This is a genomic window from Enterovibrio paralichthyis (assembly GCF_019209835.1).
In the GTDB taxonomy this organism is placed as follows: domain Bacteria; phylum Pseudomonadota; class Gammaproteobacteria; order Enterobacterales; family Vibrionaceae; genus Enterovibrio; species Enterovibrio paralichthyis.
The window spans coordinates 253,335-279,577 of the sequence record NZ_JAHUTS010000004.1; the positions used below are offsets into that span (position 1 = coordinate 253,335).

Annotated in this window: 25 protein-coding genes; 16 read left to right on the forward strand and 9 right to left on the reverse strand. The window is 50.3% G+C overall.

What is annotated here, in order from left to right; genetic code table 11:
• The first annotated feature begins 16 nt into the window (after window positions 1-16).
• The 7 genes from cmk to KU854_RS07160 all read left to right on the forward strand — a co-directional run bounded on the left by cmk (window position 17) and on the right by KU854_RS07160 (window position 8,196).
• Window positions 17-703: a (d)CMP kinase gene (gene cmk, locus KU854_RS07130; protein ID WP_218357727.1), complete on the forward strand. Its 687-nt coding sequence runs from the start codon at window positions 17-19 to the stop codon at window positions 701-703.
• A 102-nt stretch (window positions 704-805) separates the two neighbouring features.
• Entirely contained in the window at window positions 806-2,476 is a 1,671-nt protein-coding gene (gene rpsA, locus KU854_RS07135) for a 30S ribosomal protein S1 (protein ID WP_054780620.1), read from the forward strand.
• A 73-nt stretch (window positions 2,477-2,549) separates the two neighbouring features.
• A complete protein-coding gene (ihfB, locus tag KU854_RS07140; RefSeq protein WP_054780619.1) occupies window positions 2,550-2,828 on the forward strand; it encodes an integration host factor subunit beta in 279 nt (92 codons plus the stop codon).
• Between the two features lie 248 nt (window positions 2,829-3,076).
• Window positions 3,077-3,361: a LapA family protein gene (locus KU854_RS07145; protein WP_218357728.1), complete on the forward strand. Its 285-nt coding sequence runs from the start codon at window positions 3,077-3,079 to the stop codon at window positions 3,359-3,361.
• Between the two features lie 6 nt (window positions 3,362-3,367).
• A complete protein-coding gene (gene lapB, locus KU854_RS07150) occupies window positions 3,368-4,537 on the forward strand; it encodes a lipopolysaccharide assembly protein LapB (RefSeq protein ID WP_218357729.1) in 1,170 nt (389 codons plus the stop codon).
• 6 nt (window positions 4,538-4,543) lie between these two features.
• Window positions 4,544-5,239 (forward strand): orotidine-5'-phosphate decarboxylase, encoded by a 696-nt coding sequence (gene pyrF / locus KU854_RS07155; RefSeq protein ID WP_218357730.1) that lies wholly within the window; start codon window positions 4,544-4,546, stop codon window positions 5,237-5,239.
• Window positions 5,240-5,424: 185 nt separating this feature from the next.
• Window positions 5,425-8,196, forward strand: a complete 2,772-nt coding sequence (locus KU854_RS07160) for a M16 family metallopeptidase (protein WP_218357731.1) — start codon at window positions 5,425-5,427, stop codon at window positions 8,194-8,196.
• Between the two features lie 57 nt (window positions 8,197-8,253).
• Here KU854_RS07160 and KU854_RS07165 read toward each other — a convergent pair whose 3' ends face one another.
• The 6 genes from KU854_RS07165 to pspF form a co-directional block, all read right to left on the reverse strand.
• Window positions 8,254-9,060, reverse strand: coding sequence for a peptide ABC transporter ATP-binding protein (locus KU854_RS07165; protein ID WP_218357732.1), 807 nt, complete (start codon window positions 9,058-9,060; stop codon window positions 8,254-8,256).
• On the reverse strand, window positions 9,044-10,054 hold the full coding sequence (locus tag KU854_RS07170; protein WP_218357733.1) for a peptide ABC transporter ATP-binding protein: 1,011 nt from the start codon (window positions 10,052-10,054) through the stop codon (window positions 9,044-9,046). The genes KU854_RS07165 and KU854_RS07170 overlap by 17 nt, the downstream gene beginning before the upstream one ends.
• On the reverse strand, window positions 10,054-10,941 hold the full coding sequence (gene sapC, locus KU854_RS07175; RefSeq protein WP_218357734.1) for a putrescine export ABC transporter permease SapC: 888 nt from the start codon (window positions 10,939-10,941) through the stop codon (window positions 10,054-10,056). Before sapC ends, KU854_RS07170 begins: the two co-directional genes overlap by 1 nt.
• Window positions 10,928-11,890, reverse strand: a complete 963-nt coding sequence (locus KU854_RS07180) for an ABC transporter permease (protein WP_218357735.1) — start codon at window positions 11,888-11,890, stop codon at window positions 10,928-10,930. Before KU854_RS07180 ends, sapC begins: the two co-directional genes overlap by 14 nt.
• 3 nt (window positions 11,891-11,893) lie before the next feature.
• Window positions 11,894-13,513, reverse strand: coding sequence for an ABC transporter substrate-binding protein SapA (sapA, locus tag KU854_RS07185; RefSeq protein WP_218357736.1), 1,620 nt, complete (start codon window positions 13,511-13,513; stop codon window positions 11,894-11,896).
• Between the two features lie 111 nt (window positions 13,514-13,624).
• A complete protein-coding gene (pspF, locus tag KU854_RS07190) occupies window positions 13,625-14,629 on the reverse strand; it encodes a phage shock protein operon transcriptional activator (RefSeq protein ID WP_218357737.1) in 1,005 nt (334 codons plus the stop codon).
• A gap of 189 nt (window positions 14,630-14,818) precedes the next feature.
• Here pspF and pspA point away from each other — a divergent pair, with 189 nt between their 5' ends.
• The 6 genes from pspA to tyrR all read left to right on the forward strand — a co-directional run bounded on the left by pspA (window position 14,819) and on the right by tyrR (window position 20,456).
• Complete coding sequence (gene pspA / locus KU854_RS07195; protein ID WP_054780613.1) at window positions 14,819-15,484, forward strand: phage shock protein PspA; 666 nt, start codon at window positions 14,819-14,821, stop codon at window positions 15,482-15,484.
• Between the two features lie 24 nt (window positions 15,485-15,508).
• Window positions 15,509-15,739 (forward strand): envelope stress response membrane protein PspB, encoded by a 231-nt coding sequence (pspB, locus tag KU854_RS07200; RefSeq protein ID WP_054780612.1) that lies wholly within the window; start codon window positions 15,509-15,511, stop codon window positions 15,737-15,739.
• Window positions 15,736-16,122, forward strand: coding sequence for an envelope stress response membrane protein PspC (pspC, locus tag KU854_RS07205; protein ID WP_218357738.1), 387 nt, complete (start codon window positions 15,736-15,738; stop codon window positions 16,120-16,122). Before pspB ends, pspC begins: the two co-directional genes overlap by 4 nt.
• Window positions 16,123-16,197: 75 nt before the next feature.
• Entirely contained in the window at window positions 16,198-17,592 is a 1,395-nt protein-coding gene (locus tag KU854_RS07210) for a YcjX family GTP-binding protein (RefSeq protein WP_218357739.1), read from the forward strand.
• Between the two features lie 8 nt (window positions 17,593-17,600).
• The gene (locus tag KU854_RS07215) at window positions 17,601-18,623 is read left to right on the forward strand and encodes a YcjF family protein (RefSeq protein ID WP_218357740.1); all 1,023 of its coding nucleotides are present in this window, start codon (window positions 17,601-17,603) and stop codon (window positions 18,621-18,623) included.
• Between the two features lie 294 nt (window positions 18,624-18,917).
• Entirely contained in the window at window positions 18,918-20,456 is a 1,539-nt protein-coding gene (tyrR, locus tag KU854_RS07220) for a transcriptional regulator TyrR (RefSeq protein ID WP_218357741.1), read from the forward strand.
• 12 nt (window positions 20,457-20,468) lie between these two features.
• Here the strand turns inward: tyrR and KU854_RS07225 are convergent, their stop codons facing one another.
• Entirely contained in the window at window positions 20,469-20,942 is a 474-nt protein-coding gene (locus KU854_RS07225) for a methylated-DNA--[protein]-cysteine S-methyltransferase (protein ID WP_218357742.1), read from the reverse strand.
• Between the two features lie 29 nt (window positions 20,943-20,971).
• On the opposite strand from KU854_RS07225, the gene rimJ reads away from it, so the two are divergent.
• Both rimJ and KU854_RS07235 read left to right on the forward strand, forming a co-directional pair.
• On the forward strand, window positions 20,972-21,559 hold the full coding sequence (gene rimJ / locus KU854_RS07230; RefSeq protein ID WP_218357743.1) for a ribosomal protein S5-alanine N-acetyltransferase: 588 nt from the start codon (window positions 20,972-20,974) through the stop codon (window positions 21,557-21,559).
• Window positions 21,552-22,157, forward strand: a complete 606-nt coding sequence (locus KU854_RS07235; RefSeq protein WP_218357745.1) for an HD domain-containing protein — start codon at window positions 21,552-21,554, stop codon at window positions 22,155-22,157. Before rimJ ends, KU854_RS07235 begins: the two co-directional genes overlap by 8 nt.
• A gap of 58 nt (window positions 22,158-22,215) precedes the next feature.
• Here KU854_RS07235 and pyk read toward each other — a convergent pair whose 3' ends face one another.
• Both pyk and KU854_RS07245 read right to left on the reverse strand, forming a co-directional pair.
• Complete coding sequence (gene pyk / locus KU854_RS07240) at window positions 22,216-23,661, reverse strand: pyruvate kinase (protein WP_218357746.1); 1,446 nt, start codon at window positions 23,659-23,661, stop codon at window positions 22,216-22,218.
• Between the two features lie 155 nt (window positions 23,662-23,816).
• The gene (locus KU854_RS07245) at window positions 23,817-24,671 is read right to left on the reverse strand and encodes a MurR/RpiR family transcriptional regulator (RefSeq protein WP_218357747.1); all 855 of its coding nucleotides are present in this window, start codon (window positions 24,669-24,671) and stop codon (window positions 23,817-23,819) included.
• A 315-nt stretch (window positions 24,672-24,986) separates the two neighbouring features.
• Here KU854_RS07245 and KU854_RS07250 point away from each other — a divergent pair, with 315 nt between their 5' ends.
• Complete coding sequence (locus KU854_RS07250; protein ID WP_218357748.1) at window positions 24,987-25,817, forward strand: SDR family oxidoreductase; 831 nt, start codon at window positions 24,987-24,989, stop codon at window positions 25,815-25,817.
• Window positions 25,818-26,243: the final 426 nt, after the last annotated feature.

Sequence of the window (26,243 nt, forward strand, 5' to 3'; positions counted from 1 at the left end):
TGAAATGGAGATACCTATGTCTACCCAAGCACCAGTAATTACCGTTGATGGCCCAAGCGGTGCCGGTAAAGGGACCCTTTGTATGCTGCTGGCGGAAAAGTTGGGTTGGCATTTGCTCGATTCTGGCGCTATCTACCGCGTACTGGCACTGGCAGCTATTCACCATGGTGTAGACCCTGAGTCGGAAGACGCGCTGGTGCCGCTGGCATCCCATTTGGATGTTCAGTTCAAAACCGAAGGTGAGCTGGTAAAAGTGATCCTCGAAGGCGAAGACGTTTCCGGTGAACTGCGCAAAGAAGAAACAGGAAACGCGGCGTCAAAAATTGCTGCTTTGCCGCGTGTTCGCGAAGCCTTGCTGCGTCGTCAGCGTGCGTTTGCTGAAGCGCCGGGACTGGTTGCTGATGGCCGCGATATGGGTACCGTTGTTTTCCCAGCCGCGGAAGTGAAAATCTTTCTGGACGCCAGCGCTGAAGAGCGCGCCAATCGTCGCATGAACCAGTTGCAACTAAAGGGGTTAGATGTTAACTTTGACCGCCTTTTGAGCGAAATTCAGGAACGTGATGATCGAGACCGCAATCGAGCAGTCGCGCCATTACGTCCGGCGGAGGATGCTTTGGTTCTAGATTCCACCTCTCTCAACATTGAGCAGGTGCTGGAACAAGCATTGTCCTATATTAAGAGTAAAATTACCGTTGCTTCCTGAAGCAGCGGGTTTAACTGTTGGTCGCAAGGATGATGACTGACATTACTATCAACCCCACGTGGTAGGACACCCGTGGAAGTTTAAAAATTGAAGACTAAATTAATGACTGAATCTTTTGCTTCACTCTTTGAAGAATCTCTTAAAGAGCTAGAAACCCGCCCAGGTGCCATCGTTAAAGGTACTGTAGTAGCTATCGAGAACGGTTACGTTCTGGTTGACGCTGGTCTGAAATCTGAATCTTCTATCCCTGCTGAGCAGTTCAAAAACGCTGCTGGCGAGCTGGAAATCGAAGTTGGTGCAGAAGTAGACGTAGCACTGGACGCGATTGAAGATGGTTTCGGTGAAACTCAACTGTCTCGTGAAAAAGCGAAACGTCACGAAGCTTGGATCCAACTGGAGAAAGCTTACGAAGACGCTGAGACCGTTATGGGTGTTATCAACGGTAAAGTTAAAGGTGGCTTCACTGTTGAACTGAACGGTATCCGTGCGTTCCTGCCAGGTTCACTGGTTGACGTTCGTCCAGTTCGTGACACTCTGCACCTGGAAGGCAAAGAGCTGGAGTTCAAAGTTATCAAGCTGGACCAGAAGCGCAACAACGTTGTTGTTTCTCGTCGCGCAGTTATCGAATCTGAAAACAGCGTTGAGCGTGATGAACTGCTGGCTTCTCTGCAAGAAGGCATGGAAGTTAAAGGTATCGTTAAGAACCTGACCGACTACGGTGCATTCGTAGATCTGGGCGGTGTTGACGGCCTGCTGCACATCACTGACATGGCTTGGAAACGCGTTAAGCACCCATCAGAAATCGTTAACGTTGGTGACGAGATCCTGGTTAAGGTTCTGAAGTTCGATCGTGATCGTACTCGCGTATCTCTGGGTCTGAAGCAACTGGGTGAAGATCCATGGGTTGCTATCGCGAACCGTTACCCAGAAGGTCACAAACTGACTGGTCGTGTAACTAACCTGACTGACTACGGCTGCTTCGTTGAAATCGAAGAAGGCGTTGAAGGTCTGGTACACGTTTCTGAAATGGACTGGACTAACAAAAACATTCACCCATCTAAAGTTGTTAACGTGGGTGACGAAGTTGAAGTTATGGTTCTGGACATCGACGAAGAGCGTCGTCGCATCAGCCTGGGTCTGAAGCAATGTAAAGCTAACCCATGGCAGTCGTTTGCAGAAATGCAAAACAAAGGCGACCGTGTAACTGGTAAGATCAAGTCAATCACTGACTTCGGTATCTTTATCGGTCTGGACGGTGGTATCGACGGTCTGGTTCACCTGTCTGACATTTCTTGGAATGTTGCAGGCGAAGAAGCGGTTCGTGACTTCAAGAAAGGCGACGAAATCTCTGCAGTTGTTCTTCAAGTTGATGCTGAGCGTGAGCGTATCTCTCTGGGCATCAAGCAAATGGAAGAAGACCCATTCAACAACTACATGGCTGACTTCAAGAAAGGCGCTGTAGTTAAGGGTAAAGTAACTGCAGTTGACGCGAAAGGCGCAACTGTTGAGCTGGCAGAAGGCGTTGAAGGCTACCTGCGTGCTTCAGAAGCATCACGTGACCGCGTTGAAGATGCAACTCTGGTTCTGGCTGTTGGCGACGAAGTTGAAGCGAAGTTCACCGGTGTTGACCGTAAGAACCGCGTAATCAACCTGTCTGTTCGCGCGAAAGACGAAGCAGAAGAGCAAGAAGCAATGGCAACTCTGAACAAAGCTGACGACGCTGCGTTCGGTAATGCTATGGCAGACGCTTTCAAAGCTGCGAAAAGCGAATAATTAATGTAAGTGAGGGGGAAAAATTCCCCCTCTGCAGTTATACTGTTGAGAAACAACTAAAAGCGGGGTGATCATGACCAAGTCTGAGTTAATCGAAAGACTGTGTAGTCAACAAACCCATCTTTCTGCCAAACAGGTAGAAGATGCCATCAAGGAAATCCTTGAGCACATGGCCACTACACTCGAGGAAGGTGACCGAATCGAGATTCGTGGTTTTGGTAGTTTCTCTTTGCATTATCGCGCTCCTCGTGTTGGACGCAATCCAAAGACCGGTGACAAAGTTGAGCTCGACGGCAAGTACGTCCCTCACTTCAAACCAGGCAAGGAGCTTCGCGATCGCGTCAACTTTTAAAGGTTGACTCGTTTTCGAATAAAAAAACGGCATGCTATACGTATGCCGTTTTTTTTATGCCTATTGGAATGGTCTGACAAGCCAAATTACTGCATAATCACAGATATACCCAAGTTGGCATAAACGCAGAGTGATAGTGGCTAAAGTTCGCCCGTTACTGCGTTGAAAGCGGGTATCACCGTTGACAAGTTGTAGGGATTCACTGTTCGACATCCCTGACTTGCGCAAAGAATAAAAAGGGAGTGACTGTGAAGATTATTGGTATCGTATTGCTCGTCCTGTGCTTTCTGATCACACTCGCCCTTGGAGCTCAAAATCAGGAAGTGGTTAATTTTAACTACCTGATCGCTCAGGGAGAGTTTCGATTGTCATTACTTCTGGGCGTCGTGTTTGGTACTGGTTTTGCGCTGGGGTGGTTGATTTGTGGCATGCTTTATCTGAAAGCAAAAATGTCCGCCGCCATGTTGAAAAAGCAAGTAAACAAGCAACGTCAGGAGTTGGATAAGCTGCGTACGGACCCTGTTAAGGAATAAGCGTCAATGCTAGAGCTGCTGTTTCTATTGCTGCCAATTGCTGCCGGTTACGGCTGGTATATGGGCAATAGGAATGCTCGTCATCGCCGACAGGATCAGTCGCACCATCTATCCCGACAATATGTCGCGGGTCTTAACCTGCTTTTATCTGATCAGTCAGACAAAGCGGTAGATCTGTTCATAGAACTGCTCCAGGTCGATAACGAGACGATTGATACCCACCTTGCACTCGGTAACCTTTTCCGCTCACGCGGTGAGGTAGATCGCGCTATTCGTATTCACCAAAATCTTATCGCCCGACCCAACCTCACGTTGGATCAACGTAATCTGGCATTGCAGCAACTTGCAAAAGATTACATGGTTGCAGGCTTTTTTGACCGAGCTGAAAAAATCTTCCACCAGCTCATCGAAGAACCTGACTACCGCGCTTTTGCCCTCCAACAGCTACTCGCCATTTACCAGCAGACCCGGGAATGGGAGAAGGCAATCGAGATTGCGAACAAGCTGGTTAAATCTGGCAAGCCCAAACTGAAACGTGACATTTCTCATTTCTACTGCGAACTCGCAATGCAGGCGATGGGAGACAGTGATGAAAAAACTGCCCGCCAGCTACTGAAAAAAGCCCAGTCGACAGACAAAGCGTGTGTACGTGCCTCCTTGATGTTAGCCCGGCTTGATATTGCCCGTGAGGACTACCGCACAGCGGCGAAAGCGCTTGAGCAGGTCTTGGAGCAAGACCCGGATTTCATCAGTGAAGCGCTGCCACAACTGGAGATCTGTTACTCCCACCTCGACAAAGAAATGTCGATGGTTCGATTCCTGAAAAGCTGTATTGAGAAGAACACCGGTGCCGCCGCGGAATTGATGATGTCAGACATTATCAACAGCCATGAAAACGCGGCAATGGCACAAAGCTTTTTGACCCGCCAGTTGACCAAAAATCCTACCATGAAAGGTTTCCACAAGTTGATGGAACTGCATGTGGAACAGGCAGAAGAAGGACGCGCGAAAGCGAGCCTCAACACGCTCAAACAACTGGTAGAGGAACAGTTAAAAGTGAAACCACATTATCGTTGTCGGAAATGTGGTTTCTCTACTCACTCATTGTACTGGCATTGTCCGTCGTGCAAGGGGTGGGGTTCAATAAAACCCATCAGAGGCCTAGACGGAGAATAATTAGGAATGCAGGATCCAAAAGTTATTGTTGCATTGGATTACCCAAACATTGATCAGGCGCTGGCGTTCGTAGATCGTATCGAGCCAGGCAGTTGTCACCTGAAAGTGGGTAAGGAGATGTTTACCCTTTATGGTCCTGACTATGTGCGCAAGCTTCATGAGCGTGGTCATACTGTCTTTCTGGATTTGAAGTTCCATGACATTCCAAACACCTGCGCCCGTGCTGTTGCAGCAGCGGCGGAACTTGGGGTATGGATGGTGAACGTTCATGCAAGCGGTGGTGAGCGTATGATGGTTGCAGCCCGTGAGGCGTTGGAACCATACGGCAAAGATAAGCCTCTGTTGATTGGTGTGACAGTGCTGACCAGCATGGAGCAAAGTGACCTTGCAGGTATCGGTATTAACCGCGAGCCGCAAGAGCATGTTATGTCTCTGGCGACGCTGACCCGCAACAGTGGCCTTGATGGTGTCGTGTGTTCTGCCCATGAATCCAGCATGCTTAAGAATGCACTGGGTAAAGAATTCAAACTGGTGACCCCGGGCATTCGTCCAGCGGGAAGTGATGCAGGTGACCAGCGCCGTATTATGACACCGATAGAAGCGGTGGCAGCAGGTTCTGATTACCTTGTTATCGGCCGCCCGATTACCCAAGCGGCTGACCCTATGGCTGTGCTGACACAAATCAACCAGTCATTGGCCTAAACGCAGAAACAGAGAGATAAAGCTGCATTCGTGCAGCTTTTTTTTTGCAACACTAACCCTGCCCAGAATCTCATACGTGATGTCGTTCGCATCGAACAATATTGCTTATAATTCCGTTAACTTCCTCCTAACGGGTTGATTACTAACCGCATTAAGATTTCCTTTAAACAAAAAGGGAGTATTTGATGAGATTAGTATTTTCTGCCTGCATGGCATTTTTACTCGTAGGTTGCCAGGCAACCTCGGGAAGCAATGTTCGTGTTGACGACCGATGGTCGACAGGAACCTTAGAAAACGGATTAACCTACCACGTCTTTTCTTCCCCCGAGCATGAAGATGTTTCTGTCCGCTTAATTTTCCAGGCTGGTAGCCTACAGGAAACAGACCAGCAACGCGGCTACGCTCACTTTGTTGAACACATGGCATTCAATGGCTCAGAGCATTTTGAAGGTAATGAATTTGTCGAGTTCGCACGACGTATCGGTGTCACATTTGGTCACGGTACCAATGCGTTCACAAGCGGCTATGAAACCGTTTACAAACTGGATCTTCCCAACGCGGCCTATGCGCCTGAAGCCATGGACTGGTTTTCAGATATTGCGCAGGGGCTGACTTTTTCAAATGACGAAGTGGAAAAAGAAAAAGAGGTGTTGATTGGTGAGTGGCGGGCAAGCCGCGCTGGCATCAAACAAGCCGGCTTGAAGTTATATGAACACGTTGCGAAAGGTTCAAAACTTGAGGAGCGGGATCCAATTGGCCAGCTCAATCAGCTGCAACAAGCCACACCCGCATCGCTTCGTGAATTTTATGACAAATGGTATCAGCCCCAGCTTGCCCATATTGTCGTAGTGGGAGACATAGAAGCCACTGAAGTGCAAAGCTTGATGGCTGAAAAGTTTTCAGAATGGCAACGCGGTGTTACCCAAATACCGGAGAGATACCAGGTTCCTGAACTGGACAAGGATACCGCGCTCTATACAGCCTACCCAAATGAGGGTACATCGACTGTCATGCTGTTTGACCTTGGCAGTGCTGATGTGAACGACAAAGCGGGCTTGTATGCGCTTTGGACGCAATGGGAATCAGCCTATTTAATTGCCCAGAAGCTTCAGGAAGTGGCATTACGCATCACCGGCGATCAAAACAGTATTCAGGTCTGGGTTGATAACATCGGTGAGCGTCGGCAACTGATTATTCGTAGCCAGTTCCCAGAGGAAGCCAGGGATGAGGCTCAACTGGCAATTGCAGAGACCTTAGCCACATTGCGTGATCATGGCGCAGATGCATCGCTGGCATCGTCTATTGGTTGGGGTATAGCCAATAAAAAGCAGCTAATTCAGCGCGACAGTAATCTCAATGCAAGGGATAGAGCTGATCAGTACGCCCGTAACCTGTTGTATAGTTACCCAAATCTATCTGTCGATGACGAAGACTCTCTGAGACTGGGCTGGTCGAGGAATGTGAACAAAGATTCCTTGTTCAGAAGCATAGAGTCCATGTTGTCCCGTACACCATCCACTGTTGCGTTTGTTGACCCAAGTGAAGACCGTTCAGTAGTGACAAAGCAACTTGCAATGGCAAGGGAGCTTTTCAGCCTTGAAGGAGAGGCGCCTGCAGGTAAGACGGGCAAAGCGATATTGGCGATGGTTGATAAAACCGGGTCAGTGGTTGCTGAAAGGTCTGTGACACCATCTCTGCGCGTTTGGACACTCGGAAATGGTATGGAAGTTTGGTATCAACAAAACCCGAAAGCCAAAAAAGACCTGAGAATCGTGTTGGGTAACAAAGGCGGACGTTCAATCATTCCAGACGAAATGATGGCGGCAAGTTACCTTATGCCAGATACATTGTTCTTATCCGGGTTAGCAGGGTTGGATAGTCAGCAACTTTCCGGGTATCTCAATGACAAAAATATTGCTATCTGGCCAGAGGTTTCACCAACCCGTCATGCAGTTCACCTGGGTTCTTCACGGGAACAGCTGAATGATGCGCTTCTTGTGTTGCATCATGCAATACAAAATCCGACGTTCAGCGAAGAGGCTTTAAAGGTTGCCAAAAGGAAGCTTACTGGGGAGTCGAGAAACTTTTTCTCCTCAGCAGGCGGCGCTTTTGATAAAGAGGTGTTTTACGCACTGCGCGACAACGATCCTTCGTACATGTTTGTCGGTGAAAACCAAATCGCAGCCGCCACATTGGATCAAGTCGAGAAAGTGCATCAAAACTTCTTCCAGACGACGGACAATACCAAAATCTATATCGTCGGTGATGTATCGCCCAGCCGCTTGAAGCGTGCTGTCGGTAAATATCTGGCGGGCATTGACGTTGCAGCTCCGCCAGCAGATGTTGCACTAAAAGACCCACAGGAGTGGCCAATTGACGCAGATATTTCGTTGGGAATAGCGCAAGAGGAAAAAGACAAAGGGTTTGCTGCACTTTACGTGCTGAGCCCAACAGCGCAGGATGATAGTGCCGAATCTGCTTTTATCAATGATATCCTGCAACGTATCGTGATGAGACGTGTCATTAATATTGTCCGGGAGCAGAAAGGTTTGTCTTATGCGCCGAATACCTGGCAAATCAATGTCGACAATGAAGATCGCACGGGGTGGGGGTTTGCTGCCACCGTCGATCCAAAGCGCGCCAAAGAAGCAAATGACGTGTTCGAATCGATTGCTAAAGCGCTGTCTCAAGGGGTATCGGAAGAAGAGTTCAATGTTGCTACGGCACAATTCCGTGAAGCGATGCAGAACCTAGACCAGAATGCCCACGATCAGGCAAATATATTTAGCCGTTACCTGATAAACGGATGGGGCGTGGAAGCACTGTTGGATGTAAACGGCACTATTGATGACATCAGTTACCAGGAAGTCCTGCAACGTACCAAGTTGATATTCAGCACAAACAGCAAATTTGTCCGCGCATACAATGTGCCGAAAGGTCAGTCTTTACCTGAGTAAATCAAATGAAAAAGCCCTGCATTCGCAGGGCTTTGTTTTATTTATTAAATTAACAGCTTATGTGGCATGGTAGCGAGAGCGGCGCTCCAGTGTCGGGGCCGTAAAGTGGCTTTCCAACAAACGCTGCGTTAACGGATGTTCCGGGGCGGCAAATACTGTCTGGGTGTCGCCGGCTTCCACCACTTCACCGTTTTGCATCACCATCACTTTGTCAGCAATATGTTTCACCACGCCCATGTGTTGGGATACATAGACGTAGGAAAGTGCCATTTGCTCCTGAAGCTCCAACAAAAGGTTGAGGATTTGCGAGCGCATAGACATATCCAAGCCGTTAAGGGCTTCATCCGCAACGATTACGCAAGGTTGCAGGATGAGTGCACGGGCAAGGGAAACACGTTGCTTTTGGCCTGTCGCAAGCATACGTGGGTAGAAATAGGCGTGCTCTGGCAAAAGACCAACCTGGCGTAACGTATCAATGACCCGTTTCTCGCGCTCCGGTGCTGTCATATTGGTGTTTCGTTTCAGCGGCCCTTCAAGGATCTGCCAGATCGGGGTGCGAGGGTTCAGCGACGTATTTGGATCCTGGAAAATCATCCGGATCAATTTGCAGCGTGTTTTGTAGTCGTTGTGCGCCAGTACTTCACCGTTCACCCGAATCTCTCCACCACTGGGTGCGACAACGCCAGCCAGCATTTTCGCCAGTGTGGACTTTCCTGAACCGTTTTCGCCAATTAGCGCCAGTGTTTCACCTGCTTCCAGCGAAAAAGAGACGGGTTTAACCGCTTCAATGACCCGCTTGGTAAAAAGTCCGGTGCGGTAGTGGTAGTTTTTACTCAGGCCATCGACTTCAAGCAGTGCGCTCATGTTTCTTCTGTTCCATGTTCAGAGGGAAATGGCAGGCGAATTTGTGGTTTTTCACCTTCTTCGTGCGGGGGACCTCAACACATTTGCGCTGTGCGTAAGGGCAACGTGGCCCCAGCCGACAACCGATTGGCAAATGTTGCAGCGGCGGGATAGAACCCGGCAGTGCCTCCAGCTTGCTCTTGTGTGGAATGTTCTGACTAAAGTCCGGCATTGCCCGCAGCAGCGCATCAGTATAAGGGTGATGCGGTGACTCAAGAATTTGCTGGCGACCTGCTGATTCCACCGACTGGCCACAGTACATAACCGTAATACGGTCTGCCCATTGGGTAACTGTCGTCAAATCATGGCTGATCAACAAAATGGTCGTATTCGAAATCTGGTTCGCGCGGCTAAGCAAACGGAAAATTTGCGCCTGGGTAATTGGATCCAGATCGTTTGTTGGCTCATCGGCAATCAACAAGCGGGGGCGGTTTGCAATCGCCATGGCGATCATGACTTTCTGGCATTCACCGTCAGTCAGTTCATAGGGGTAGCTTTTCATCACCCGCTTATGATCTTTGATACCGACTTTATGTAGCAGGGCAATAGACTGTTGCTTGCGCCATGAAAGGCGTTGCCACCAACTGCCGCTGAATGAGTCAGATGGAATGGCTTCTTCCAGCTGATAGCCCACCTCTTCAGAAGGGTCGAGACAGGTTGACGGCTCCTGGAAAATCATCGCGATATCTTTGCCGACCATATGGCGGCGCTCCCGCGCAGGCAGGGAAAGCAGATCGATGTTGCCAAGGCGTAAGCGGTCAGCACTGACGCGCCAGTTATCTTTGGTCACGCCACAGATGGCTTTCGCAACCAGACTTTTGCCTGAGCCGGATTCACCTACCAAGCCGCGAATTTCCCCTTCATTGATGGTCAGGCTCATGCGGTCTACCGCCTTTACCATGCCCTGAGGGGTTTCAATCTCAATAGTCAGGTGTCGAATATCTAATAACGGCATTATTCAGTTCCTGCGTTAATGGCTTGGCTCAGACCATCACCAACAAGGTTTACGACCAGCACGCTCATCATGATGGCTAGACCCGGCAGGGTGACTGTCCATGGCGCGGTGAAAACCAGTTCAATCGAATCGCCCAGCATTGCCCCCCATTCAGGAGAAGGCGCCTGGGCACCGAGTCCCAGAAAGCCAAGCGCTGCAATATCAAGGATAGCGACTGAAATTGCGCGGGTCAGCTCTGTACTGAGAGTGACAAGGATATTTGGCAACACGGAATGGTAGAGCAGGTAGAAGCTGTTTGCGCCATCCAGACGGGCGGCTGTGATGTACTCTTTTTCCATTTCCGCGTGGACAGCGGTGTAGATGGCGCGAATAAAGCGAGGGATCAATGCCAGCCACACAGCAAGCAATATATTCATCTCCCCCGGGCCTTTAAACGCGACCACGATAATCGCCAGCAATAAGGAAGGGATAGAAAGTACGGTATCCAGTAAGTGGTTCAGGAAGCTGGACTTAAGACCAGAAGTCATGCCAGCAACAATACCAATCAGCACGCCAATGATCGCGGCTGCAATAGCCACCAGCACCGCATAGCCAAAGGTGAGACGGGAGCCGGCAATCAGGCGCGAGAGCATATCGCGGGTCAGATCGTCAGTCCCGAGGAAAAAGTCCACGGAGCCTTTGGTATCCCACGATGGTGGAAGTAGCAGGTGTCCGGTTTGGTGCTGAGCATCAAAAGGTGCTATCCAGGGGGCAAACAGGGTGACCAGAATCAGGATACACAAACACCAAAAACCAAATACAGCCAGGTTGTTTTCACGAAATGCTTTCCAGGAACGCTCCAACTGGGTCGGAATGCGCTCCTCCATATAAACACTATTTGAGGGCATACCATTCCTTCCTTGCCAGCGGGCTGATTGCAGCGCCAGCGAGATCCGAGAAAATGTTGGCGAGCAATACAATGCTCCCGACCGCAAGCACACCGGCTTGCACTGCCACATAATCTTGGAGGTTCAAAGCATCTAACAACCAGGTGCCAATGCCTGGCCAGTTAAAGATAGATTCAGTAATGATGGCGAAGGTCATCATGGTCGAAATCTGGATACCAAATTTTGGAATAATAGGCGGCAGAGCATTTTTCAATACATGACGCATAACGATTTCGGATTTTGACAATCCCTTGGTCGCCGCAGCTTTGATGTAGTTCTGGCTCATCACATCGCCCACAGAATCGCGCAGCAGTTTGATGATTTCAGTGGTCGGTGCCACCGCCAATACCAGCGTCGGCATGATCAAATGGCGGATAATGTCTTCAATCGCTTGAGAGCGCTGGGGATGGTTGGATAAAAGTACATCGACAAAAGCAAAACCGGTTGTCGGCGGAATTTCAAACAACAGGTTGTAACGGCCGGAAACCGGCAGCCATCCCAGATACAGGGAAAACAACATGATCATCAATATCGCCATCCAGAAGATGGGCATGGAAAATGTCAGCAGTGTAATGGATGAAATGATGATGTCTGGCGTCGAACCCCTGCGGATACCCGCCAGCGTACCGAATGGAATACCCACAATCAGCGCCAGTAAAAAGGCAAAAAAGCAGAGTTCCATCGTTGCAGGAAGTACCCGCATCAATGCTTGGGTCACAGGTTGTCCATTGGATGAAAAACCGAGGTTGCCCTGCATCAGTTCACGCAGGTATTGCAGCCAGCCAAACCAGAAATCGTGTTGGTTATAAACCGAGAAAGGGTCAAGCTTGACGATGTTGTAACCGATCAACGTCAGGATCAGAAACGTGATGATGAAAAGATTGAGCCGACGGATTGCGTAGATCAACATAGATCAGCGGCTCCTAGACACATTTGCAAAAGATTTGTCTCCGAAAGGACTAAGACTAATGCCCTGTAAAGACGCATTACGCGCCTGATAATGCACACCGTGGGCTAACGGTATAACAGGCATGCGATCATTTAGAATCGCCTGCGCCTGAAGGTAGAGTGCCCGTCTTTTTTCCCTGTCATCCGTGGCGATTGCACTGTCGAGATAGCGGTCAAAATAGCGGTTACACCAGTTGGACAGGTTCCAGCCGGTAAATTTGGCATTGCACGATAAAAGCGGCCGGAGGAAATTATCCGGGTCGCCGTTGTCTGCAATCCAACCGGTCAGCACCATGCCCAGTTCCGAGATGTCGTCACGCAACACCTTACGGTTAATGTCTTCCTGAACAATGATGTTCACCCTGATCCCGATTTGGGCGAGATCAGCTTGAATCAGTTCCGCTGCCTTGCGGGGGCTAGGATTGTAGGCCTTAGGCGTGAGCGGCACAATAAGATCAATATCAAACCCGTGCCGATAACCTGCTTTTGCCATCAAACTGTTAGCCAACTGCACGTCATAACCGATATCCGCGTCGTCGTCATATGCCCAAGACATGGGGGGTAACATCCCGGTCGCGGGGGTTCCTGTGTTGTAGTAAACCGACTGGATAAGGGCATTGCGGTTGATAACCAGACTGATCGCCTGTCTGACTTCCAACTCGGAAAGGGCCGGATGGCGGGTATTGAGTGCCAGAAAAGCCACATTCATGCCGGTTTGTGAGGCGAGCACAAAATCGGGGTTTTCATTAATGACTGAAAGTTGGCTGGCGATAGGGGAAGATAAAACATCGCATTCGCGTGTGATGAGCTTGGTCAATGTGCCGGTACCGCGGTTACTGATGTCATAGGCAATCTGCTCCATTGGCGCAGCACCATTCCAGTAGCCCCAATGCCTTTTCAGCCTGATGTAGCGGTGTGGCTGGTATTCATCAAGGTAAAACGCGCCAGAGCCGACAGGGTGAGTATCAAGACGCGCCGGAGTTCCCTGCTCCAACAATTCATTGGCATATTCTGCCGAATGGACAACGGCATAGGTGGTAGCAAGTGTGGAGAGGAATGAAACGTCTGGGCGGGAGAGGATGAATTTTACGGTGTAGTCATCGAGCGCGACCACATCTTCCACCAGTCCTGAAAAGTCCATGCTGTCAAACCAAGGATACTGACCACCGGAAACGTCACTGAAGGGATGCTCCGGATCTATCAAACGTTTGAAGCTGAAAACCACATCCTCGGCAGTCAGTCCACGATGGGGGATAAACCAGTCCGTCACTTGGAAACGCGCACTTTTTCTCAGTGAGAAGGTGTACTCTTTGCCGTCGGGGCTGACCTCCCAGCTGTGGGCAAGCATGGGCGCAGGCTGGTAGGTTTCAGGGTCTAACTGCAAGAGCCGATCAAACAACTGACTCGATAGCGCGTCTGCGGTGAGACCGCCGTCAGTCAGCTGGGGATTGAAGGTATTGGGTTGGCCCGGACCGCAATAAATAAATCCGCGATTACGCGCGGCATTATCTGAAAACGGATCTTCGCATCCCACCAGGAGGAGTAGAGTAACGCTTGCCATTAGCAAGCGGCCTAGAGCGCTCATAAGCCAATGATTACGTAATAAAGTTAAGTTTATTAATCTACCACTGAAGCGCCGGAGTCACCAAGTGGCGGTGTGAATATCTGGTTAAATTCAGAAGATTTGGCGAAAAAACTAATCCGATCCCGAGCTTTCCTCACCCACCAGATTGTATTTTCGCAACAACCCTCTTATCTGATGGTAGCTTAAGCCAAGTAGCTCTGCGGCGCGGCGTTGATTAAATCTTGCCTGTTCCATCGCCTGTTCAACAATGGATTGTTCCTGATCCTGTTGCCACTGGCGCAAGTCCATAGGGAAAGAAATGGTCGTGTTCTCTGGCTCTGCATTGGGCAGGGGCTCCATCTTCCAAGGCGCCTGGAAGGGGTCGAGCTCGATAACATTCACCTGCGAATGTTCATCTGCATGGCGGTAAACCGCCCGCTCCACCACGTTTTTCAGTTCGCGCACGTTGCCCGGCCACCGGTAGTGGTGCAAGGTGTCAATTGCCCGTGGGGAAAAGCCGGAGAAATAGCTGTAACCCAGCTCACGGCACATCTTCAGCGCATAGTATTCTGCAAGCAGCAGAATGTCGCCATGGCGTTCGCGAAGCGGCGGAAGATGGATAACGTCAAACGCTAGTCGGTCCAGCAGGTCAGCGCGGAATTTCCCGACGCTGGCAAGCTGTGGAAGGTCTTCGTTGGTGGCACAGATTAGGCGGACATCAGCACCCAGAACCTGGCTTCCCCCCACACGCTCGTATTCACCGTATTCAATTACCCGCAGCAGTTTTTCCTGCACACCCAGCGGTGAGGTAGCCAGTTCGTCAAGAAACAGGGTGCCACCTTCTGCACGCTCAAACCGCCCTTTGTGGCGGCCTTTCGCCCCACTGAAAGAACCGGCCTCATGGCCGAACAATTCAGAATCAATCAAGCCTTCACTCAACGCGGCACAGTTGAGGCTGACCAAAGGGCCATCCCAACGACGTGACAAATAATGCAAGCGTTTCGCGATAAGCTCTTTACCCGTCCCCCGTTCACCCAAAATCAGCACAGGGCGTTCCAGCGGCGCAAGCCGGGAAACATGATCTAACACTGAGAGGAAGTGATCGGACTGGCCAATGAGGTTGTCGGGTTTCTGCATGGTGAAAAATACCAACTGTTAGTTTATTTCATCATACGCACCTGGGTGGGAATTGCACGTTTTAATCTAATGCTTTGAAAATAAATGATTTATAAACTTGGCACGCAGATTGTAATAGGTACTGCAAACCGGGGCATCCCCCCACATTGTTAAGCGCGAAGCGCGCATTCGGTAACAAGGAGCATCACAATGGGTATTTTTTCTCGCTTTGCAGACATTGTTAACGCCAACGTCAACTCGCTGCTGGACAAGGCGGAAGATCCACAAAAAATGGTTCGCCTGATCATTCAGGAGATGGAAGACACGCTGGTGGAAGTTCGCACCTCGTCTGCCCGTGCATTGGCGGACAAAAAAGAACTGGCACGGAAAATTGAAGGTATTGAGCGCCAGATGCAGGATTGGCAGGAGAAAGCGACACTTGCGCTGCAAAAATCCCGCGAAGACCTTGCCCGCGCAGCACTGATTGAAAAGCAAAAAGTGCATGATATTTTGCTGACCCTCAAAGAAGAGTACAGTCTGGTCGATGAAACTATCGAAAAGCTGGGTAATGAAATTGCTGAGCTTGAGACCAAACTGGCTGAAACAAGAGCGCGTCAGCAAGCGTTGGTGATCCGTCGTGAAGCGGCAGGCAACCGACGTGACGTGCGTCGTCAGCTTGATACCAGCCGCACAGACGAAGCGCTGGCGAAATTTGAGCAATATGAGCGCCGCATTGACGAACTGGAAGCCGAAGCAGACAGCTACAGCATTGGGCGTGGTAAACGTCTGGAAGACGAATTTGCCGATCTTCAGGCACAGGACGAAATCGAAAAAGAGCTTGAGCGCATGAAAGCTGAGCTGAAGGATAAAGAATAAGCCCGGCTAGGGTAAGGAGTTGGCATGTCAATGGCGTTTCTATCTGTTCCACTGGTGGTGTTTCTGGTTTTTGTGGCACCACTGTGGCTATGGCTCCACTACCGCAGCAAGCGACAGGTTGGACAGGGGCTCAGCGGCGACGAGTATGAACACCTGCAGGCGCTGGCCAATCGCGCAGAAGCGCTGCAGGAGCGGATACACTCACTTGAGCGCATTCTGGATGAGGAAGCGCCAAATTGGAGACATAAACAATGAGCAAAACGTTGTATCGTGATCCTGTAAACGGAAAAATCGGTGGCGTTTGTGCGGGTGTCGCTGATTACTTTGGGATGGAAGTCTGGCTGGTGAGGATTCTGACCGTGACAGCATTTCTGATTGGTTTGGGTTTCTTCGTTATCGTGGCGTACATTGCAGCGATGCTGATTCTGGAAAAAATGCCACCTGAAGAAGCGCAGAAAACCCACCACAACAAAGAACATCAAGTGAAACAAAAGCCTTGGCAACAGGGTAAGTCTGCGAGCAAACTGTTGGCAGACATTGATGAAGAAATTAAAGAGATGGAGCGTGGCGTTGCCAAAATGGAAGCGTACGTGACATCCAAAGAGTTTGAGCTGAATCGCCAGTTCAAAAAACTCTGACCAGGCATTAGCTGTTATTTGTATCCTCTTCCCCTGCTTTGCGGGGGATTTACCTTTTGAGGGGTGCTGCATTTCATGAAAACCGTGAAGCGTCAGGTCGACAAATGGGTCAGCCGGACTCTCGACAGACACGTTCGACTCGCAGTAACCGGCCTTTCCCGGGCAGGCAAAACCGCATTTATTACCTCGTTAATCAATCAACTCCTGCACAGTGCCACTAACCCGCGCATGCCGTTGTTCCGGCCTGTCAGGGAAGGCAGGGTGCTCGGTGCCCGCCGTGTCCAGCAAACACAGTTGCATATCCCGGCGTTTGATTACGACATAGGCATTCAATCATTACGTGGGCAACCGCCCGCATGGCCTTCACCGACCCGCGATGTGAGTGAAATCCGGCTGGCGATTCGTTTCCATCCGGAAAAAGGCGCACTCAGGCTACTGCAGGAAACGGCAACCCTTTATCTGGATATTGTCGATTATCCCGGCGAGTGGCTGCTGGATCTGCCATTGCTGTCGATGAGCTTTGACGAATGGTCGCGCAAGCAGCGCGGCGTGTTGACTGGTAAAAGACAGGCTCTGGCGCAAACATGGCTGGATGCGGTCAATGACTTTGACCCAATGGCAGAGGCCGATGAAAAGCACATTGCTGATATTGCAGCAAAATACACGGCTTACCTTCATGCCTGTAAGGATGAAGCGGGTCTGCATTGGGTTCAGCCTGGGCGGTTTGTCCTGCCGGGAGAATACGCCGGTGCACCGGTATTACAGTTCTTTCCGCTGGTCAGTGATCAATATGGCGAGAGCCAGTTAGCATCTGCGCCAGCAGGCAGTAATTACGCCATGCTAAAACAGCGCTACGACTACTATTGTCAGCATATCGTGAAGGGGTTCTACAAGGATCATTTCTCGAAGGTAGACCGACAAATCGTGCTGGTGGATACCCTGCAGCCGCTCAACGCTGGGCCGGAATCTTTCAATGATATGCGGCTGGCTATCGAGCAGTTGATGCAAAGCTTCCGCTACGGCAAAAGCGGCTTGTTGCGCCGTCTGTTTTCACCGCGCATTGATAAGATTTTGTTTGCTGCAACCAAAGCTGACCACGTGACACCGGATCAACACCCCAATCTGGTGTCGTTGCTCCAGCAGCTTATCCATGAAGCGTGGCAAACAGCGGCTTTTGAAGGCATTGATATGGAATGCGTCAGTCTCGCGTCCATTCAGGCGACCGAGCCCGGTATGGTCAACCACAAAGGTGAATCTGTCGCTGCGTTGCGTGGCACTCTGGAAGATGGCGAGTCCATCCTGATGTATCCGGGAGATGTGCCATCGCGGTTGCCGGGTGACACTTTCTGGCAGAACAACCAGTTTGAGTTCCGTCAGTTTCGCCCAATGCCAACGGATGTGGATGAGCCCTTGCCACATATCCGGGTCGACAAGGCATTACAGTATTTGCTGGGCGATAAGCTCAGGTAAGGAAAAAGATGAACGATTATAAAAAAGCCATTGTTTTCGAAGATAAAGATGGCGAAAAAGCAGCGTCTCCAGAGTTGACGTTGCAACAGCAGTTCGACAAAGACAAGGTTACTTTTTCTGTTGCTGCTATCGACGAGGAAAGTGATGCAGAGCAACAGGTTGCGGCTGTGCTGAATCCGCCGCGTAAAAAGCGCTGGGGCTGGCGCATACTGGCAACGGCTGGACTGGCACTGGTTGGTTGGCAGACGGTTGATACCGTGATCACTGCGGTGCAAAGCGGTGATTGGTTAACCGTAGGCTGGAGCGGTTTTGTTGCGGGGCTGGCTGCGATGGGGGTTGGCGCCCTGGGTCGTGAACTGTTTGCCCTCCGCCGCCTGAAAGGGCGGCAGGACGAGCGCGAACAGGTTGTCGAAATCATGGCGGCAGACGGCATTGGCAAAGCCAAACACTTTTGCGAAAAGCTTGCCAAGCAATCGGCTGTCGGACTCACGCCCGGCTATGACACCTGGCAAAACTCGCTGGCGGCTACCCATAACGACCGCGAAGTGTTCGAACTGTATGACCAAATCGTCGTGGCGGAGCAAGACACCAAGGCACGCAAGATGGTCGCGCGCTATGCAACAGAAGCCGCTGTCATGGTTGCCCTGAGCCCGCTTGCCCTGGCAGATATGCTTCTGGTGGCTTGGCGTAATTTCCGCCTGTTGGAGCAGGTTTCGAATGTCTATGGCGTGAAACTGGGCTACTGGTCGCGCATTCGCCTGTTGCGGTTGGTGCTAGTGAACATGGCGTTTGCCGGTGCAAGTGAAGCCTTGACGGATGTGGGCACTGACATGTTGTCTGTCGACCTTGCCGGACGGGTGTCTGCCCGCGCAGCACAGGGACTGGGTGTCGGCCTTTTAACAGCACGTCTGGGCTACAAAGCGATGGCCATTATGCGTCCGCTTCCTTATGTCGGCACCGAACCGCCAAAACTATCGGATATGCGCCGACAATTGCTCACGCAACTGACCTCCAAAAAAAGCAGCGCCTGATGGCGCTGTTTCTTTTTCTGCAGCACGGTATCGATGAAATACAAGATCCTGTTTGCGTGGGATTTCAGGTTTGTTTTTGTCTCTCACGTTTTACGTTCTGTCGCTTGACTCGCACTTCTATCGGGCGCACACTTCGAACACTGTCAACTATTCCTGACACTTTAATGTACGCCAAGGAATATGGCGTGGGGTGCAGGAGCACGCGGCAAAAAATCGTTGCAGCGTGTGCATTCATTCCAACCGGCTGATGGGAGAAAATGGAGTTCGTCAGCCCTTTGTTAGCAGGATTACACCGTGAGACTACAGGTCTTTTGTGAAGACAGGCTGGGATTGACCAGGGAACTGCTGGATATTCTGGCGCGCCGCAATATTGATTTGCGCGGCATAGAAATCGACCAGGTCGGTATTATTTACCTGAACTGCCCGGAAATTGAGTTTGATGAGTTCAGGCAGCTGATGTCTGAAATTCGTTTGATTAGCGGCGTCACTGATGTCCGCAAAATTCAGTTCCTGCCTGCAGAGCGCGAACACCGTGAATTGCGGGCGCTGCTCGAAACCCTGAGCGATCCGGTTTTTTCAGTGAACCTCAGCGGTAAAGTCGATATGGCCAATAAGGCCGCCTTCCGTTTGCTGGGCTGCGAAGAGTCCGCCGTGCTTGGCGAAACAGCCAATAATCTCTTTCCCGAATTTAACTTCAGCCACTGGCTTGAGCGTGATAACGCCAGCCAACTGTGTCGTCAGGTTGTCATGTCCGGTATGGATTACCTGATGGAAGTGATGCCGGTTTACGTCACAGACAGCGAGCAGCGGGATGTATTGGCCAGTGCGGTAATTCAGCTCAAACAGGTATCCATGAGCCATTTGCCCACCACGCTTTACCGCACGCCGGGCGAGCATGGATTTGAGCATCTGGTGGGGCAGTCCAGTAAGTTCCGCACCCTGGTCAACCAGGCCAAGAAGTTTGCTTTGCTGGATGCACCACTACTTATTCAGGGTGAGACAGGTACCGGCAAGGAAATGCTGGCAAAAGCGTGTCACCAACGCTCACACCGCGCAGAAAAACCGTTTCTGCTGGTGAACTGTGTATCCATGCCGGACGATGCCGCAGAAACCGAACTGTTCGGTTGTGCTCCGGGTTCGGACCATGAAGGCAAAAAAGGGCAGTTGGAACAGGCCGACGGTGGTACGGTTTTCCTCTATGAAGTCGGGGAAATGAGCCAGCATCTGCAAATCAAACTGTTGCGCTTTATGCAAGATGGCACCTTCCGCCGGGTTGGTGAAGAGAAGGAAATCAAAGTTGATGTCCGCGTTATCTGCTCAACGCAGAAAAACATTTCCGAGCGTGTGACTGCGGGACAATTCCGTGAAGATCTTTTCTATCGCCTGAATGTGTTGTCGCTGACGGTACCGCCACTTCGCGAGCGTCCGTCTGATGTTCAGCCTTTGGCAGAGCTGTTCCTGAACCAGTTTGCTGCTGAGTTGGGACAAGAACATCCGGTGCTTGAAGCCGGGGTGTTGGATTTGCTGAACCAGTATTCCTGGCCAGGGAACGTGCGCCAGCTTCGCAATGTGCTGTTCCGTGCCATGACCCAGATAGAAGACGGACGCCTGACCAAAGCGGATATCCAGCTTCCTGAAACAGAGCAGACGGCATTTTTGACAGAGGACTCGCTGGACGGCTCATTGGACGACATCATGAAGCGTTATGAGTCAGGTATTCTGGCGAACCTGTACCGTAGTTATCCGTCGACACGGAAACTGGCTAAACGCCTGAGTGTGTCGCATACGGCAGTGGCGAATAAACTGCGCGAATACAGCATTGGCAAGAAATAGTAAAACGGCGCTTCAGTGCGCCGTTTCTTTTTCCATATCGAGCAGCTTTTGCTTTATCTCCAGGCCATAGCGGTAACCGACCAATGCACCATCCCGTCCGATAACACGGTGGCAGGGGATGATAAGGGGGATCGGATTCACATTGTTGGCCATGCCGACGGCACGACAGGCTTGCGGGTTACCAATGGCTTCAGCTATATCACTGTAAGAGCAGGTTTCGCCGTAAGGGACGTCCCGGAGGGCTTGCCATACCTTGTGTTGGAATTCGGTGCCTTCGGGCGCAAGCGGTATGTCAAAGTCAGTTCGTTCTCCTTCTAAAAACTCAAGGACCTGTTGCTTATAGGGGGCGAGGAAGGAGGGAGAGTGCTGCCAATCGCGACATTGCTCAAAAGGATGATGAAGGCAAAGGGTTAACTGGCGTAACCCAGACTCATCGGCCAGCAGGTGTATCTTCCCCAGTGGGGAATCAAAGCTATCGAAGTACATAATCACGACACAGTTAGACAGGGGGCAAGTTGTCAGTCGAAATTATAAACCCTTTCCCAAGATTGATCGTTGATGATCTTGTCATCAGAGCTGTACAGAAGACAGATGTCGCGTCGGTGGTTCGCTATTTTCAAGTAAACCGGACGTTTTTAACGCCCTGGGAGCCATTGAGGCCTGATTCTTTTTTTACCCAAGAAGGGTGGGACCGTCGGGTTGTCCAGCTTTCCGAGCTGCAAAAACATGGTTTGGCTTACTACTTCCTTATCTTTGAAAAAGAGAGTGAGGAAATCTGCGGCGTGATCACTTACAACAGCATTATGCAGTTTCCTTTTCATGCCTGTAACGTAGGCTACTCTCTGGCGGAAAACGCGCAAGGGCGCGGGATCATGCGCCGTGCTTTGAAGGCGACTAACCAGTGGTTGTTTGACAATCTCAATATGCACCGTGTGACAGCATCATACATGCCGCGTAATAAGCGCAGTGAAGCTGTATTACAGGCAGTGGGTTTCCAAAAAGAAGGCGAAGCCAAAGACTATCTCCTGATCAACGGAAAATGGGAAGACCACATTCTGACCTCCGTCATCAACCAAGACTGGGTAGCCGCAATCAATGAATAGTACTGGCCAGCGAGAGCGTCTTGAACAACAACTGGCGCTGATTATCGAAATCGACAAACTGAAAGCCGTCTTACGCCGTTCGCGGATCAAGTGTGATGGTGGCCGTCTGGAAAATTCTGCCGAACACAGCTGGCAGGTCGCCTTAATGGCACTGTTGCTTGCTGAGCATGCCGATGAACCTGTAGACATCGCCAAGGTCGTGAAAATGCTGTTAATCCATGATGTGGTGGAAATCGATGCTGGCGATACCTTTGTTTACGATCTGGAAGCGGTCAAACAGCAGGAAGAAAAGGAGCTTAAAGCGGCAAAACGGTTGTTTGGGATGTTACCCAAAGAGCAGGGCGAGGCATTGTTGTCGCTTTGGCTGGAATTTGAAGCAGGGGAGAGTGCTGAAGCACGGTTTGGGAAAGCGTTGGATAGAATGCTCCCCATGCTGCTCAACTATCACAATGATGGCCAAAGCTGGCAAGAGCACGGTGTTTCGCTTGAGCAGGCACTGACAGTGAACAGAAAAATCGAGAAAGGCTCAGCCATTCTGTGGCAAAAAGTCACCGAACTGCTCAGTGAATCGGCGGAAAATGGCTGGTTGAAGCGCTGACTGAATAAACGAAAAAGCCCGCATTCGCGGGCTTTTGAACGTATAAAGGGGAGCAAGTTTAGGTCACAGTGATCATACGCATAGTATTGGTTGCGCCGACATAACCCATCACATCGCCTTGGGTGAAAATGACCACATCCCAAGGTTTCAATAAGCCTTTCTCTTTCAATAGTTCAATCGCCTGATGGGCGATGTCCGGGCCCGCACCGGTATCTGCGTCAAAGTAAACCGGTGTAACACCACGATAGAGCGCAGCGCGTGACAGTGTAGATTCATGGCGCGACATGGCGAAAATCGGTTTGCCCGAACTGATACGCGACATCATCAAAGCCGTTTTGCCTGATTCTGTCAGCGCTACCATGGCCTTAACCTTCGGCATATGGTTCGCCGCGTACATGGATGCCATAGAGATAGTTTCTTCGATCAACTCGAACTCTTTGTTCAGACGGTGATTCGAGACGTTGATAGACGGCATCTTCTCGGCACCAACACACACTTCCGCCATCGCCTTCACCGTTTCAATCGGGTAGTCACCGGCAGCTGTCTCTGCTGACAGCATCACTGCGTCGGTTCCATCCAATACGGCGTTCGCTACGTCCATAACTTCTGCGCGGGTAGGCATCGGGGCTTTGATCATCGATTCCATCATCTGGGTGGCGGTGATCACACAGCGGTTCAAAGAGCGGGCGCGGCGGATCAGCTTTTTCTGCACACCCACCAGTTCCGGATCGCCAATTTCCACGCCCAGATCACCACGCGCCACCATCACAGCGTCAGACGCTTCGATAATGTCATCAATGTTCTCATCAGTCGCAACAGTTTCCGCACGCTCAACCTTGGCAACCAGACGGGTTTCCAGACCGGCATCCCTTGCCAGAGAGCGTGCGAAACGCATGTCATCCCCGTTACGCGGGAAAGAGATGGCCAGATAGTCGACCTTGATTTTCGCTGCGGTGAGAATGTCCTGCTTATCTTTTTCTGTCAGGGCTGGGGCTGATAATCCGCCGCCCTTTTTGTTGATGCCTTTGTTGTTTGAAAGCGGGCCACCCACAGTAACTTCGGTGTGAATGCAGGCGCCGTCAACTGACAGCACTTTTAACTGCACACGGCCATCATCCAGCAGCAGGATATCTTCAGGGACGACATCATTTGGCAGGTTTTTGTAATCAATACCGATGCGCTCTTTATGGCCTTTTCCAGCGGGTAAATCGGCATCGAGAATAAAGCGGTCACCAACGGCCAGTTGGACTTTCCCATCGGCAAAGGTGGAAACGCGGATTTTCGGGCCCTGCAGGTCTCCAAGAATACCCACGTGTTGGCCGAGTTTAGCGGCGATAGCACGGACTTTATTCGCGCGTTCGATATGGTCTTCGGCTGTGCCATGGGAAAAGTTCATCCGCACAACGTTGGCACCGGCGATGATGATTTTTTCCAATACCCCTTCTTTGTCTGTTGCGGGGCCTAATGTGGTTACGATTTTTGTTCGGCGAAGTGGAGCGGTCATGAATTTCTCCTGAAATAAATGCTTGCTTTGAAGAACAATCGAATGAAGGCGAAGCGGCTTGGCTTTGTGTATCAGTAGTTAAAGTGTAGTTGAGCCAACCTGCGACGAAATAAAAAGGGCAGACATTGTGTCTACCCTTTATTGATGCAATCTGCTTACGTCAGCGACTCTTTGTTGAAGCGGGAGTCTTTGATGGCTTCTTTGACGCGCTTGAGGTTTTCACGGAATCCTGGACCACGGCGCAGTGTAAAGCCGGTCGCCAGTACGTCGATGACAGTCATCTGTACTACGCGGCTTGCCATTGGCATGTAAATGTCAGTGTCTTCCGGTACGTCCAGAGTAATGGTCAGCGAGCAGACTTTATCCAGTGGAGAGCCTTTCTCGGTGATACCGATTACCGTTGCGCCGTTTTCTCTCGCCAGTGTTGCAACATCAACGAGAGACTTGGTGCGGCCAGTGTGTGAAATAACCACCACCACGTCACCGTCTGAACAGTTAATACAGCTCATTCGCTGCATCACGATGTCGTTGAAACAGACGATAGGAATGTTGAAGCGGAAGAATTTATTTTGTGCATCGTGGGCAACGGAAGCAGATGCGCCCAGACCGAAGAAAGAGATTTTCTTGGCTTGGGTCAGCAAATCGACCGCGCGGTTGATCTGGTGTGGGTCAATGCTGTTTTTCGCCACATCCAGACACGCCATGGTCGACTCAAAAATCTTTGAGGTATACGCATCGGCACTGTCGTGCTCCTCTACGTTACGGTTAACGTAAGGCGTACCATTCGCAAGGCTCTGGGCAAGGTGAAGTTTAAAATCAGGAAAACCTTTAGTATCCAGTCGGCGACAGAAACGGTTGACTGTCGGCTCACTCACGTCAGCCATTTTAGCCAGCGTTGCAATGCTGGAATGAATAGCTGTTTGTGGTGATGCAATGATCACTTCTGCAACTTTTCGTTCTGACTTACTAAAGTTTTCGATATTTTTTTGTATTTTTTCTAGGGTGTTCATTCAGATTACCGCGTCGCTTCCGCTGTCTAAGTTGTCAGTATTCGCTATCCAGTTATCAGGGCGGCGTAAGGTGACGTATATGGATGAAATATTTCGAAGTCCAACAATGTTATAGTCGAGTCTAACGGCTGAACCTGTCGAAAGACATTTTAACCAAGAATTGCCGTTAAAAAATTTGTATTCATTCACGCTTTTAGTTGCTTAATTACACAATGGCGGAGTTTTTTTTCACCAAATGCGGGTTGCATTCCGTTCTTGTGGCACGTCTCGAATGAATATTTGGGGTTGCTGAAATTTGCTTACAGGGAACTTTCGATGTCGAAACCATATAAAACAGTATCAGTATGCGGCTGTGGTTGGCTGGGTTTGCCATTGGCTGAATACCTCCTATCAAAAGGGTACGCTGTCACGGGCAGCAAACGTACGGATGAAGGGGTGGCGTTACTGAAAAATAAAGGGATTGAGGGGGTTGTCTTCGATATTTTCAATACGGATTCTGCCCAGACCACAAACTTGCTTTTTGACACCGATGTGTTTATCGCCAATATTCCGCCCGGCAGAAAGACACTTGAAGGTGATGGTTTTGTCACTGCAATGAAAGCAATGATTGATGCCGCCAAAGCGGGGAATGTGAAGCAGTTTATTTTCGTCAGCACGACCTCTGTCTATGGGGAAGTGAAAGGAAACGTGATCGAAAGTACGGAATGCCATCCAGACACTGCATCAGGCCGCGCACACCGAGAGCTGGAAACCTACGTGCAAGCGCAGTTTCCCGAGAATGGTGTGATAGTGCGCTTTTCGGGTCTGGTCGGTGGTTCACGCCATCCAGCAAAATTTCTGGCTGGCTGGGAGGGCATCGCTAATGGTAAAGACCCGGTCAACCTTATTCACCGTGATGATTGTATCTCTGCCATGGAGGCCGTCATTGGGAATCAGCTAGGTGGAGAGATACTTCATCTATCAGCCTCGGCGCACCCAACCCGCGAAGATTATTACCAATGGGCTGCCGCCGAACTGGGGTTGCCAGAACCACAATTTGTTGCTGAGGGGGGAGAGGGTAAACGGATTTGTCCGGATTTTTCATTGAAAGTGCTTGGCATTGAATTGAGGTATCCATCGCCATACCTGATGCCATTGCAAGGCTGATATTCATATTCCCGAGAACATTGAAATAAAAAAAAGCCCGCATCCATGGGAGCGGGCGATCTTAAAGCAAAAAGTTTTAAGCAGGAGTAAGAAAAAGCAGCAGCATCTAGGGATAAGTCAGAAGACATGTGTGGCGGCCAGCATTACATATTAAGGCACTTATCCGCTATCTACAGTTACTCTGACTGAGGCTATTTCAGTTAGTTCAAAAAATATTTAAAAAAGTTTTCGATCTCTTCCTTTTCTCTTTACCCACTCTTATTCATCACCCGCCAGAACGAAAAAAAGCCCGTACTCACATTGAGTTCGGGCTTCAGAAGAAAAAACTTCTAAGAAAAAGCAGTGGCATTAATTGTGACCTGCCGATATTCACTTGGTTCCCCCGAACTGTACTTTTTTTCTCAATCTTGAGCACTTTTTTACCTG